The organism is Herbaspirillum chlorophenolicum (assembly GCF_001189955.1).
Lineage (GTDB): Bacteria > Pseudomonadota > Gammaproteobacteria > Burkholderiales > Burkholderiaceae_D > Herbaspirillum > Herbaspirillum chlorophenolicum.
Genome location: NZ_LFLT01000067.1, coordinates 1 through 13,660, shown reverse-complemented (window position 1 = coordinate 13,660; position 13,660 = coordinate 1). Strand labels below are relative to the sequence as shown.

Annotated in this window: 11 protein-coding genes; 2 read left to right on the top strand and 9 right to left on the bottom strand. The window is 54.1% G+C overall.

Annotation, left to right across the window (positions count from 1 at the left end):
* From AKL28_RS21890 to AKL28_RS21870, 5 genes are all read right to left on the bottom strand, one after another.
* The coding region (locus AKL28_RS21890; RefSeq protein ID WP_050470436.1) for a UvrD-helicase domain-containing protein at nucleotides 1-1,598 on the bottom strand (1,598 nt) is incomplete at its 3' end.
* Nucleotides 1,595-3,841 (bottom strand): ATP-dependent nuclease, encoded by a 2,247-nt coding sequence (locus AKL28_RS21885; protein WP_231602602.1) that lies wholly within the window; start codon nucleotides 3,839-3,841, stop codon nucleotides 1,595-1,597. The genes AKL28_RS21890 and AKL28_RS21885, both read right to left, overlap by 4 nt.
* Before the next feature lie 60 nt (nucleotides 3,842-3,901).
* Nucleotides 3,902-4,297 (bottom strand): hypothetical protein, encoded by a 396-nt coding sequence (locus AKL28_RS21880; protein ID WP_050470435.1) that lies wholly within the window; start codon nucleotides 4,295-4,297, stop codon nucleotides 3,902-3,904.
* Nucleotides 4,298-4,354: 57 nt separating this feature from the next.
* Nucleotides 4,355-5,908: a methyl-accepting chemotaxis protein gene (locus tag AKL28_RS25330; RefSeq protein ID WP_050470438.1), complete on the bottom strand. Its 1,554-nt coding sequence runs from the start codon at nucleotides 5,906-5,908 to the stop codon at nucleotides 4,355-4,357.
* Nucleotides 5,909-6,015: 107 nt separating this feature from the next.
* Complete coding sequence (locus tag AKL28_RS21870) at nucleotides 6,016-7,281, bottom strand: MFS transporter (RefSeq protein WP_050470434.1); 1,266 nt, start codon at nucleotides 7,279-7,281, stop codon at nucleotides 6,016-6,018.
* 456 nt (nucleotides 7,282-7,737) lie between these two features.
* Between AKL28_RS21870 and AKL28_RS21865 the strand changes: the two genes are divergently transcribed.
* On the top strand, nucleotides 7,738-8,793 hold the full coding sequence (locus tag AKL28_RS21865) for a lactonase family protein (RefSeq protein WP_061286645.1): 1,056 nt from the start codon (nucleotides 7,738-7,740) through the stop codon (nucleotides 8,791-8,793).
* Between the two features lie 91 nt (nucleotides 8,794-8,884).
* On the opposite strand, the gene AKL28_RS21860 is transcribed toward AKL28_RS21865, so the two are convergent.
* The 4 genes from AKL28_RS21860 to AKL28_RS21845 form a co-directional block, all read right to left on the bottom strand.
* Nucleotides 8,885-10,276, bottom strand: a complete 1,392-nt coding sequence (locus AKL28_RS21860; protein WP_050470432.1) for an aldehyde dehydrogenase family protein — start codon at nucleotides 10,274-10,276, stop codon at nucleotides 8,885-8,887.
* Between the two features lie 26 nt (nucleotides 10,277-10,302).
* Entirely contained in the window at nucleotides 10,303-10,605 is a 303-nt protein-coding gene (locus AKL28_RS21855; RefSeq protein ID WP_050470431.1) for a putative quinol monooxygenase, read from the bottom strand.
* Between the two features lie 14 nt (nucleotides 10,606-10,619).
* A complete protein-coding gene (locus tag AKL28_RS21850) occupies nucleotides 10,620-11,678 on the bottom strand; it encodes an Ldh family oxidoreductase (protein ID WP_050470430.1) in 1,059 nt (352 codons plus the stop codon).
* A 186-nt stretch (nucleotides 11,679-11,864) separates the two neighbouring features.
* The gene (locus AKL28_RS21845) at nucleotides 11,865-12,284 is read right to left on the bottom strand and encodes a cupin domain-containing protein (RefSeq protein ID WP_050470429.1); all 420 of its coding nucleotides are present in this window, start codon (nucleotides 12,282-12,284) and stop codon (nucleotides 11,865-11,867) included.
* Between the two features lie 303 nt (nucleotides 12,285-12,587).
* Here AKL28_RS21845 and AKL28_RS21840 point away from each other — a divergent pair, with 303 nt between their 5' ends.
* Entirely contained in the window at nucleotides 12,588-13,514 is a 927-nt protein-coding gene (locus AKL28_RS21840; RefSeq protein WP_231602600.1) for a GntR family transcriptional regulator, read from the top strand.
* Nucleotides 13,515-13,660: the final 146 nt, after the last annotated feature.

Genomic DNA, 13,660 nt, shown 5'->3' with positions numbered 1-13,660 from the left:
ATCCCTTGTAGCAATCCGTATGCAATCACCACATCAAACTCGGCACCTTTAACACCGTGAATAGTGGAAACACTGATGCCACTCCGTGGACGGAATACTTTTTTGAATGAATCAATATCACTGAAATCGAGACCTTCTTTCTCAACCTTGGCTAAACGCTCAGTCGAACTAGAAAAGAATGCCTGGTGATTTGCAGAGAGCAACGAAAACGCTCGCCAATCTATCCCAAGGCGTGTCATGAGCTCTGAAAAATATTGTTCCAGGTACAAAAGACCATTTCGCTCAGATAGCTGGATTCCGTTCGACTCTCTCAATAACACTTTAGGTGTGATTCTGCTGACATTTACGCCTTCACCTTCCAAGTCGCGAATTGTCTCGGCGGCCCAACGCATGCGTCTTTTATATTGTGCTGGTGAAGCCTCTGTTAATGCAATCCTGGAAAGGGAGTACCAGAAATTCTCTTGGTCTCGACTAAACGGAACTGTACCCGGCCCATCGAAGTCGCAGTCTGGCAGCAAACCAATCAACCTGCGTGTCATCGTCGCAAGGTGAATCCACCATGGTGCCAGCACACAAATCTCATTTTGATGAGTACCTGCAGCTAAAGCACTCCGAATGAGCCGCCCCACTTCCGCAACCAACTCATCCTTCAGCACGGTGCTGTTATAGGTAACTGCACTGGGAAACGTACTATCCCGAGATGCCGCGTGAATGTGCGTTGGGAAGACGTTGTAGTGTGAGAAGTATTGAATGATTCGTGCGGAAGAGCGGTAGTTTCCAGACAGCTGTCGCTCTGTTATGGGAAGTCCACAAAGTATTCGGAAATCTTGGACGGACATCGCGAAGCCTCCCAGAGAACCGTAGATAGCTTGATTGGGGTCACCGACAATGAATATCCTTGTGCGTCCAGCGCCGGCACGAAGGATGGAACTGAGCATCGAATACTGAATCTTCTTCGTGTCTTGAAATTCATCTACCAATACGAGTGGAAACAGATTGGACAAGATTCTCGAAATCTCAGGTCTATTTTGTAGTAGCTGCCAGGCGTACTGCAGTATCAACTCAAAATCGAGAATTCGATTATCAGTCAGATGTTGGAAATAGCGTGCGTAGACGGCATGAAGACCACGATGCTTCCCCCGGTCTTCGCAACTGAGATGGTAGCCATCTTCAGTAACGTAGTAGCCACAATCCCAAAATGAAACCCCTTGTACCCGACATAAACCTTCAAGCAACTTTTCCTGTTCATGGCCATCGATGATACGAAATCCATTGGCCAATCGCGGGTCATATATCCCGTAAGGTTTTAGTATCCATTCAAGACAGAACGAATGAATCGTGCCTATCCACAACTGAGTGGTATCAATTCCTAGACTCTCAATACGCTCGTGAATTTCGTCGGCGGCCCGATTCGTGTAAGTGAAAGCGACCACGAATTTTTTCGTACTTTGGAGCCTAGATAGCTCAAACGCAATCTTGTAAGTGAGCGTACGAGTTTTCCCGCTCCCTGGGCAGGCAACCAAGAATACGTTGCCCTCGTCGAGAACTGCATCTGACTGTTCTTGGTTTAGCTCTGCAACCGTCCAGGAAAAGCTCATTGGATTGCCTGGAACAGGTCGCACACCTGGTCGCCCTGAATTGCAGCGAAGGTCTCATTTCGAATGGTATCGAAATCTATTTCCCCGTTTCGATAGGAAAGAACACGTGACCAGTAGCCTTGCAAACCCGCCGGCAGCTGACCGTCTTGTCCCAAATAGTGTACCAATCGATGATGCAGAATGCGGTACACGAGTTCACGTGAGAAATTGCCGTGAGCGAAAGCGACCGCCTGAAGAACGTACGCCGGAGTTCTGGCCCATCCTGTGACCCGCTTTCCCAAAATAATGGCAAACCATCCTTTTCCTTTGTAGTTGGCCATCTTCAATACACGTCGTCCATAGCGTTCACGCTGACCAGAAAGAAAATCTTGTCTTGCCTCGTTTTTTGCCGCCTCCTGTGAATAAACATCATCGATAGAATCCAACATAAATTGGTGATTTACGGCAGCGAATTCAATTTCGAATGTATGTGTTGCATAGAAAGGCTTAACCCAGCGATTGTTTGCCGCCTCAGCGTCAAGTATTATTTTTCTGATTCCGCTAGACGACGCCGAACGCACCATCTTTCTTTTCCATTCTTGTGTATCTGCGCTGTCACCGACTTGAATATCGGTAGGCCCGTATGCCAAATCCTGGTCCGTGATAATGCTGCAACGACGGCGAACTCTGAGGTCATTGAACAGAACATAAATATTGCTGAAGCCCGTACTCCCGATATTGACCAGACTGATGCCCAGCTCATCGAGGCTCACCCCAAGCGTCTTCTTTATGAGAAGCGGAAGAAGTATCGCCTCCGCGTCTCCCTCAACAAGTAGAACGCTTTTAGCAAAGAGCAGATTGCTACGTACTGCATCCAAGTATCGCTGGAGTCCTCCGACTGCTTCTGGAGTCAATCCTGCGGCGGGATGGAACGCCTCACAAGTGGGCCCGTTACGTCCTAAAACATTGACGTTACTGACATTACTGACCTCTGAGATGTGAGTGGAGTGTGTGGAGTAGATGATTTGAGCTCCACTATTACCAATTTTCTCGAACAGTGTTTTCTGAACGTGTGTATGCAGGTGGGCTTCCGGCTCTTCGATAAGGAGAAAATTCGCAATCGCAGGCCGGCTGTTACGATACTTAAACTCTAGTAACTTAAGAGTAAGAAAAATCAAATTTGCGCCGCCGAGACTGAGCTCGTTTATTGCTCCTTCGTGTCCATCATTAGCCTCGCCCACGAATAGTTTCAGCGATTGGAATAATTTATCTGCTTCCTGGGGGAGCTCAGATTTTATGGAGAGCGATGTCGGGGAATACGTCTGTCCTGCTGCACCATAGATTGTTTCGCTGATGTGACTCCGCAACTTCTTCACATCTTCAAGCCCTTCAATTGACTGGTTCAATGCTTGAACTTGGCCAACGATGGGGCCCAATAGATTCTGATTGATTTCTCCGCTCATCCTCTTTAAAAGGGAAAGAAGTGGATTCGTTCGATTGCTGTGAAACTCAGACACAACGTCTCGCAGCGCCTGAATGAAAGTCAACGAAACCTCTTTTGTCACAGAAAGATACGTTGGAATCCTTGACCCAATTTCCGCGGAGTCGCCCTCCTGTGGGAAAAGTGCGTTATCGAAGTCTCCAACAATGCGCCGATACACCTCGGTGTCAGCAAAGTTGACCGTGCTACGTCCTGTAAATCCTGACTCATAGTCTTCCACCGAGAGCTGACTGAGAATGCCATTCATGCCAGCAATATCTCCTGCCTGAAGCGCCGCAAGCCGTTGACGGATATTTTTATTTGGTCGGAATATCAGGTTGTACGTCGCCGTTTGAACCTCGCCGGCATCAAGCACCCCCGTTCCATGCGCAAACAATGCTTGGATTTCTTCATCGAGGCTTATCTCTTGTAGCTCCGCGCTGATAATTATCCAATGGCCCTGCCATCTCCCGATGCCGCGATGAAAATCTGTGTCGTCCAAACCTCTGGCTGCACGTACCATCGTGTCATCGAGTAGCAGACGAATGGCACGGAAGACATTGGTCTTTCCGGCCCCGTTCTCGCCGATGATGGTATTGACGCCCTTGTTAAATAGCAAAGTCGCGTTCTTGAAATTCCGATAGTTGACGAGCGTCAACTTTGAAATATGCATCATTCCCCCGAATGTATTTATCTCCGACATTCCCGCCTGAGGCAGCAATAAATCACGAATAAAATCTTCGAGCCGCAGCGGAAATGCGTAACAAAATCGCAAGCTTAACAATATACTTCGATTCAATTGTTACGTGTGATGTGGAGCAGAGAGTTGAGCTTGGGCACTCATTCATTTCACATGAAGGAGGCGCACAACGCCTCCCAAGAAGCAGGCGCCTTCAAACAGTCCTGTGAGAACACGCAGCAGGTAAAGCAACCCTGAGCTGTGGACATACCGGCTAGTGATGACCACCGTCAGCAGGATGCCCAACGCAATCACCATTCGCTGCCGAGATTTCGGGCCATGCAGGAGCTGCCTCTCTGGAACCTCGAAAGCTATAAAGCCCACGGCGAGCACGCCGATGATTGCTCCAAATGCCTCATAGCAATCAGCAAGAATTGCACTGGCCTTAATTGATTCGAGTTTTGGTCCCTCCAGTTGAAGATGACCGACGACAAACAATATGGAAACGACCAGGACTAGCCTGATGGCTAGCCATAGCTGGTGCAGGCGGTTTGTGTTCACGAGCTGCCCTTTGTCTCAGCCGTCTCTGATACGTTGCCGGAGACGATTTGGAGGGTGTCAGTTTCTGAAGATAGATACTGTCTGGCTTAAGCGATTTGCCTGTTCTTTCAGTGATTGGGCTGCAGCCGCCGCTTCTTCGACGAGCGCAGCATTCTGCTGGGTGACCTGGTCAATCTGGGCGATTGCCAGATTGACTTGTTCGATGCCGTCCGTTTGTTCGCGGCTCGATGTAGCGATTTCGGAGACGATGGTTCGAACCTGAGCGACCGCCGTCACCACTTCGTTGATAGTTTTGCCCGCGTCCTCCACCAAGTTCCTGCCGCTCGCCACCTGGGCCACAGAGCTATCGATTAACTCCTTGATGTCCTTCGCAGCGGCGGCACTACGCTGAGCCAGGGTACGAACTTCCGAGGCCACTACAGCAAAGCCTCGGCCTTGCTCGCCGGCCCTGGCTGCTTCTACTGCAGCATTCAACGCCAGGATGTTGGTTTGGAACGCGATGCCATCGATAACGCTGATGATGTCCGCTATCTGACGAGAGGACGCATGGATGCCATTCATTGTCTCCACCACCATGCTGACAGCATTGCCACCGCGATTGGCGATATCCGATGCCGCGCTAGAAAGGGAATCGGCCTGCCGAGCGTTATCGGCATTCTGTTTGACGGTCGACGTGAGTTGCTCCATCGCCGACGCAGTTTCCTCCAGGGAGCTGGCCTGGTGCTCCGTGCGTGAGGAAAGGTCGAAGTTGCCTGTGGCGATTTCGGTGGCACCAGTGTTGATGGTACTGGTTCCATCGCGGACGTCACTGACGATGTCCCGAAGGCTGCGCATCATTCCGCGCATAGCAAGCATGAGTTGCCCAATCTCGTCCTTGGTCGTTTCTTGGACGCGGGACTGTACCGACTCGGTAAGGTCACCCTGAGCGATGCGTTCCGCCATCGTGACGGCATGGGACAGCGGCTGCGAAATCAGGCGTGCAATCCAGAGGGAAAGGGCTGCCGCGCAGACGACGCATGCAGCGAGGAGAGTCGTGATGCCCATTTTTGCTGCGCTGAAGGTGGCATCGGCCGTGTCGCTGGAGTCCAGGGCTCCTTGGTCATTGATGGCTACAGCGCGCTCAAGTGCATCAATCGTCTTCTGGTAGACCGGCGCCATGGCGAAACTGACTTCGAGTGCGCCTGCTTTATCGCCCGCAAGGGACATCGTGATGACCTTTCGATGTTCTGTCATGAACCGCGCATACTCACTTTTCACATTGGCGAATGCTTGGCGTTCCGGTTCAGAGACCAATGTCTCGCCATACTTCTTGAGCTCTGCATCGATGATGGTCTCTTGTTGGTCAGCGCTCTTTTTGTTGCCGGCCATCTTGGCGGCATCCGTGAGCAGAATGTGCTGAGCTTCACTACCGCGCAGCCTCACCAGGGCGACCTTGATTTGGGAGAGATTTCGAACCTTGGGGAGCCAGTTACTTGCGATTTCGCCAGACGCTGCGTTGACCTTCGCTATTTGAATGAGGGCCAAAGAGCCCAGCGCGAACACCAGCATGATGACAACCGAGAAGGTCAAAAGCAGCTTCTTGGAAATCCTCAAGTTATTGAACCAACGCATCGACCCCTCCCGCGGCCCATATAGGGCCATAATAATTTTGCAATTTCAGACTTCAAAAGCATTCGGGGGAAGCAATTGCTTCCCCCGAATGTGTATTTCCGACTGATTTATTTGGCCACCATCGGACGGCGCGTCATCGTCACCGTAATGCATGCACCCAAGACCAACAAGATGCCTGCAATGCCGAATGCCCAGTCATAACTGCCGGTCGCAGCAATCACATACCCCGTAGCGATTGGTGCCACCATCCCGAAGACATTGCCTCCAACCACAACGAATGCCATTGCTTTGCCAACGTCTTTCGCGCTTGGCAACAGGTCATTCAGGAGCGCAAAGTTGAGCGAGGTGGTCGATGCAATGCCAGTCAGGGTGACGGAGAAGACAATCAGCAGCAGGGTCAGGTCGGTCGTAAAAGGGACCGCCAGAATCACAGAGCCCACCAGCATGGCGAGCGCAACAGCATTGCGACGACGACCGGTCGCGACTCCACCGCGTTTCACGTACATGTCGCTCAGACGGCCGGCGAGGATGCAAAGCACAACCGAAACAGCATACGGAACGGCTGCGAACATGCCAGTCTTGCCAATCGACAGGTGGCGGGTCTGCAGCAGGTAGCTGGGAAGCCAGGTAAGGAAGAGGTACTGGGTGTAGACGTTACAGCCTTGGGTCAGTGCCAGGCCCCAGAGAGTGCGGGTCTTCATTAGGGCCAGCAGGCCTTGGGCTTCCTGACTGTTGGTGGCCGAAGCTGTGGCCGGCTTGGTTTCACGCTCACGGATAATCTTCTCGCGCTCCTCTTCGCTCAGCCATTTGGCTTTTTCAGGAGTATTGAAGAACATGAGCCAGACGGCCAACCAGACAAAGCCAATAGCGCCGGCAATGACGAAGGAGAGGCGCCAGCCATACGCGGTCACCAGGTATGCCAGCAGTACGGAGCAGATTGCTGGGCCAGCGTAGGAGCCACTGTTGAACAGTGCCGTAACTACACCGCGTTCGCTAGCAGGAATCCACTGACGAATAACCTTGGCGCCAACCGGATTGCTGCAGGATTCACCACCACCCATGACCAGGCGAGCTGTGAGCAAGCTAGCGAAGCTACCAGCTGCTCCAGTCAGTGCTGTCGCTGCGGACCAAATGAAGATGCCCCAACCAGCAATGCGCTTAGGGCCGAAACGGTCCAATAGCATGCCCATCGGAAGCAGGAACAGCGCGTAGCTCCATATGAAGGACGAGAAGAGGTAGCCCATGCTAACCGTCGACAGACCAAATTCCTTGGCGATAGGCGCAGCCGCAATCGATAGGGCAACTCGGTCCATGTAGTTAATCATGGCGAGGGAGAACAGGAATACGGCTATCCAGCCACGGCGATACGACATGAGGTCTCCTTGGGAAGATGGTGCTCCATCTTCATGAAAGCATTAAGTGAACACAAAATGCACTAATGAATATTAAAAAAGCGACATTCTTGGCGTGTCGCATAAATTCGCAACCTATTCGTAGATGAATAAGCAGGCTACCTGCACTGGCACTTTGAGACTGGCATCTCTGTCTTGACGGCAAATCCCCAAACCATCCATTGCTAGCTGCCATACAGCGTTCGCCCCGAGAGAGGCTTGGCTGTGGCGGCTTTCCGACTTTCCCAATTGGGAGAGCCCTGATTGCGTTTTATGATTATATAATGCATAAAAATGAATGCGCAAGCAAAGTCAAATTTTGCTGCAGCGATGCATCGCCGGCACCACACACGTAGCTCTTGAGGGGGGGCGTTCTAGTGCGGTGGCGAAGCGATAACGAATCAACCTGAAGATGGAGATATTTCAAGAATGACTCGAATGTTTGCCTATACAGGCTGCCGAACGACCCGTGAGCGAAATGCGCGCGGTAAAGGGATTGGTGTCTACTTGGTAGATGGAGATAAATGGACGTTGGTAGAGACTCTGTCCACGTTGGATAACCCGTCCTTTCTGGCTTTGAACGCCGACCAGACGGTGCTTTACACGGTTCATGGAGACGGCGGCGATGTGAGCAGCTTCAAAATCGACGCGGTCAGTGGCAGGTTGACGCACCTGAATACTCAGTCGTGCCTGGGAAAGAATCCTGTGCATCTGGAGTTTTCGGTGGATGGCACGCATCTGCTGATTGCCAACTATGCTACCGGTAACCTTGCCAAACTCCCGGTGCTTGGGGACGGTTCTTTGGGCGCGGCGGTGAAGTCAGATACCTTGCCGGGCACACCTGGGCCGATTCCAAAGGAGCAGGGCAGCTCGCACCCCCACCATATTCCGCGGTATGTCACGTCTAGCATCACCTCCAACTGGCACATCGTTCCCGACAAGGGCCTGGATACGGTCTTCGCTGTGAACTGGCAGGACAGGAACAATCCAACGATTCTTCCGTATCGCTGGTTGGCAGGTTCTGGCCCGCGGCACTCAGCGTTCCATCCCTCACTCCCGCTGATTTATATAGCCAACGAGCTGAACTGCACCATGACCGTCTGGTTGTTCGACGCGGACTCAGGGGAGCTGAAGCCGCTGGACACGGTACCCACGGTGCCCGAGGCCATGCGCCCAGATAGTAGTGCCGCCGGCATCGCAATTCATCCGTCGGCGAACGCGGTCTATGTCTCCAACCGTGGCCACAACTCCGTTTGTGTGGTGCAACTTGACCCAAAGAACGGCATGCCAGGTAAAAGCGAGTGGGTCTCGACAGATGGCGACTTCCCGAGGTTCATCTCGTTGGACCCGCAAGGGCGTCATTTGTACGTCGCGAACGAGCGAACCGATACTATTGTGCAGTTCGCTATCAATCAGGAGTCCGGACAGCTTGTGCCAACCGATGAGGTCGTCGAGACTGGGAGCCCGGTCTCAATTGTCTTCAAGACGCGGTAATTCAAACGGGGGCGCTAGTCGGCCCGCGCCATGTGAAAGAGGGGAAGTTCGCTAGAATTCCCCCTCTTTTTTTCTGGCTACTTGGAGCTTCTTAGGCCAGCGGCTTGTTCCAGTAGGTACGAATGTTGGTGAACTCGCGGATACCTGCATCTGCCAGTTCACGGCCGTAGCCGGACTTCTTCGTACCGCCGAACGGGACGCGGGCGTCAGAGGCGGTCATCGCGTTGATGAACACGGCGCCAGACGTGATGCGCTTTGCCAGCTTCACGGCGCGGTCTTTCGAGGCGCTCCAGATGCTGACCGAAAGGCCGAATTGAGTAGCGTTGGCCAGGCGGATTACGTCATCGTCGTTCTCGGCGATGGCGATTGCAGCCACGGGGCCGAAGGTTTCTTCATCAAACGCAGCCATGCCAGGGCCAGTACCGCCCAGAACGGTTGGCTCGTAGAAGTAGCCGTTGCCAGCACCAGCCTTACCACCGGCCAGCAGGGTCGCGCCGGCGGCGATGGAACGGTCTACCTGGCCTTGCAGTGCCGCGCGCAGGTCGTCACGAGCCAGCGGGCCAACTTGGGTCTTCGGGTCGGTCGGGTCACCAACTACCAGCTCGCGGACGCCATTGACGAAGAGCTCGGTGAAGGACTCGGCCACAGCCTTGGAGACGATAAAGCGCTTGGCGCAGACGCAGCTTTGACCACCGTTGTTGTAGCGAGCCTTCACAGCAGTAGCAGCAGCCAAAGCAACATCAGCGTCCTCCAGCACGATGAAGGCGTCGGAGCCACCCAATTCGAGAACGGACTTCTTTGAGACACGACCAGCTGCTGCACCGACAGCGGCGCCGGCCCGGTTCGAGCCAGTCAGCGTGACGGCGGCGATGCGGTCATCAGCAATCAGCGATTCGATGGTGGCGGGCACGTCGGCTTCGGGTACCACCAGCGTCGTCAGCAGACCGGCTGGAATACCTGCCTTCTCCACCAGCTTTTGCAGAGCCAAAGCGCTGCCGGTGACGTTCGGGGAGTGCTTCAGTAGCACGCCGTTACCCGCCGTCAGCGAGGGGATGGCGAAGCGCATGACCTGCCACACTGGGAAATTCCAAGGCATGACAGCCAGCACAAGGCCGATGGATTCGTAGCTGACCCAAGCTTCGACGCCTTCGATGGCGGCAGGCTGGTCGCCCAGGATGCGTTCGGCATTGTCAGCGTAGTACAGCGCAGTGACCGCAGACTTCTCAAGTTCACCGGCTGCTTCAGCCAGAGGCTTACCCATTTCGGCGGTAATCAGGGCAGCCATGCTGTCCTTATCGGCGCGCAGTTGCTGGGCCAAGCGACGAATTGCCTCGACGCGTTCTTGCTGGGGGCGTTGGCCCCATGCGGCGGCGGCGGCATGGCCAGCCACAACGGCCTGCTCAATTTGGTCCTTGTTCCAACCCTCGTAGGTCGCCAGAACTTCGCCGGTAGCGGGGTTGATGGTCTTGATTTGATTGCTCATTCTTGAATCCTTTGTGCCAGATGTTCTCAGGAGTGATGGAACAGACGCTTGGTGATGGTGTTCACCTGGCTGCCCTTGACCACGCATTGGTCAGCAGCTTCACGCCACTTGGCGAAATGCGGCGCCGCGCGGTGAGCTTCGATGGCGGCCTCATCTTCATACAGTTCGTAGAAGATGAAGTTCAGCGGGTTCTTGGTGTCCTGGGTCACGTCGAAGTAATGGCAGCCAGGCTCATCGTTGAAGGTTCGGGCGGCGTTTTCCTTGATGGCGGCCAGGAATTGGTCCAGACGTTCTGCGTGGACTTCCAGTCGTACTACCAATGCAATCATGCTGTGCTCCAGTCTTAGGCGGGATTGAAATATGTGGGCAGGGCCACACCGGTCTCGGTGGACAGCTTGTGCAAGCTCTGCCAAGTGTTATCGGCGATGGTGATGCCTGCTTCGGCCAGGCGACGGGTGTTGCTGTCTTCCAGTTCGCCAGGGAAGAAAATCTCGTCGGTACCGTCGGCCTTCGGGATGTCTTTGATTTCGTTGATGAGGGCTTCCATGCGCTCGGCGAATTCGCCCTCGGACATCATCGACTTCACATCGATGGTGATGAGCAGGTGGCCACAGCCGCTGCGACGGGTCGGGTCATACGGACCAGCGACGGTGCTACCGAAGTTGCTGCCGGTGAGCACGCCTGCTAGAACATCCATCATGAAGGAGATGACGTAACCCTTGTGGCCGGCCATAGGCAGAATCAGGCCATGAATCGCCTTCTGGGCGTCCGTCGTCGGGACACCGTTTTCATCAGCGGCCCACAGAGGCGGAATGTCTTGGCCGCGTTCAGCTGCCAGGTAAATCTTGCCGCGTGCGACTGCAGTATTGGCGATATCCATCACTGCGACGCCCTTGCTGCCGGCGGGGGCTGCAATCGACCAGGGGTTGGTGCCAATAGCCTTTTGCTTACCACCCCAAGGTGCCATGGCAGGGCTGGCGTTGGTCGCCAAGAAGGCTACGCAGCCAGCTTTGGCCGTTTCGCGGGTGAAGTAGGCAGCTGTGCCGAAGTGATTGGAGTTGCGAACGGCGACTGCGCTGATGCCATGGTTACGTGCACGTTCGATTCCGAGGTGGACCGCTTCCATGGTCAGCGTTTGGCCGATGCCGTGATGACCATCCACAACGACGATGGCGCCGTTGTCTTGCACGATTTCACTCTTGGTGACCGCTTCCATGGCACCACTGCGCAGGCGCTCGACATACCAAGGCAGACGCAGCATGCCGTGAGAGGAATGCCCCCACAGTTCGGCCGTGACCAGGCTATCGGCCAGCAGATGCGCATCTGCCTGAGGTACGCCGGTAGCCAGCAGAACCGACGTACCAAATTTTGTGAGCTCATCGGCCTTAACAAGGTGGGACATAACCGCTCCTAAATGTCTTAATGCAGAAAATTGGCGAATCAGCCTCTTCTTTAGATGGCGCGCCTACATAAGGCGCTGCCCGGGCTGATATCAAGGGAATAAAAAGGCCCCACACAACCGCCGGCTGCGGTCATGCGTGGCTAAAGGCACGGGTTGGGGCGAATGCCCCGAATTGGGCTGTGTGGCTTACTTGACGACGTGTTCGGCGGAGACTGGGGCGGTCGCGCCGGTTTCGGTCAGAGTGCGTGTGGCGTCGGTACGCGCATAAATCCACATGATTTTCATGGGATTGGTCTTCGACAGGTTGCGGAAACGATGCGACACGTTGGGAGGAATAAAGGTCACATCGTGCGGTTTCAGTTGGAACTCCAGCCCGTCGATATCCATGATGGCTTCACCTTCCATCAAGACAACGCTTTCTTCACAGTTGTGGCTATGGAATGCGATTTCGGCGCCGCCACCGAACGAGGTGTAGCCGGTGATGAAGGCGTTGCAGCCCAATGAGGGGCCGACCAGAGGGGTCGTGCGGGCACCACCACCACGCTCGTAAGTCTTCAGGTCTTCAGGCTTCAGCAGTGCTGCTTGGGAAGGGGTCTTGATGGTCATGGCTTGCGGCTCCGTCGTCGAATTCGAAAAGATGTTTTCTCACATCGCAAGCATACGATAGCATTAACTGCTCACAAAAAACAATTTAATTTTCCACTCGAAGGCGTGGATTTTGTCGATTTACGATGATTTCCCAACATTTCTCGGATTTGTCATCCCAGCTGTAAATAACTATTCCCAATAGACAACAACTGGGGATGCTGAAGCACATATCTGGCACGTGATTGGGTAAAATCACGTGCGTGAACGATTGCACTGCATATAACGCAAATGCAAACGCCTATATATAGAAAAGGAAACCTCGTGGCCGAAGCCCAAGTTGAACTCACCCCGTTGCAGAGCAGAGTCGCGCGCGAAATAGTCGCGTACGCCAGGCGTGAGAACATGCGGGCTGGCGAGCACTTGGCGGAAAGCATGTTGGCTGAGCAAATCGGGACTTCGCGGTCGCCGGTCAATGTGGCTCTGAAGCACCTCGCCAAGCAGGGGGTTCTTCTGCACGACCTGAACCGAGGATATTTCCTCAGTAAGGATGCCTTGGAGCTTGACGGTGTGGCGAAGCAGTTCTCTGCCGAGCCCGATGACCCACTCTATCTCCGTATCGCTGAGGACCGCCTAGCCAAGCGCCTGGATGATGAAGTCAGCGAAGCGGACCTCATGCGCCAGTACGATACTTCACGCAGCGTGTTGCGCAAGGTACTTTCCCGAATCCAGCAGGAAGGGTGGGTCGAGAAGCTGGTTGGGCATGGTTGGCACTTCCAGTCTCTCATCGACTCACCGGACGCCTATGAGGAAAGTTATGTTTTCCGGGCCGCAGTAGAGCCGACAGGCCTGTTGGCGAACACTTTCTCGGCGCCGAAAGCGGAAATCGCCTCGATTCGCAGGCAACAGCAGTTCATCTTTGACGGTGGATACTTGACCATGACGGAAATTGAGCTGTTCGAGTCGAATAGCCAATTCCATGAAGCGTTGGCCAAATGGTCTGGTAATCGCTTCATTTATCAGTCGGTTCGCAGAACGAACCAGCTGCGCCGCCTGGTGGAATACCGTCAGGCACGTGCTCGCGAACCTCGTAAGGTCCAAGCGGAAGAGCACTTGGCCGTACTGGATGCAATTCAGGGGCAGGACATGCTGAAGGCTGCATCGCTACTGCGTAACCACATTGATGGTGCGCGCCGCGGCAAGGGCTATGGGCCGGACATCTTCACCAAAGAGCAAAAAGCAGCGAAGTAGAACGACCGCTAGTTCAGGGGCAGGAAAGCCTCGACGCGGCGGTTCAGTTTTTACACCTGGCTCTTATAAACATCTCCAAGCCCACGAGCATAAGGGGAAACTCGTATTCCGTCTTCTCCCTTCAAAAAACAGATACGAACAATGAC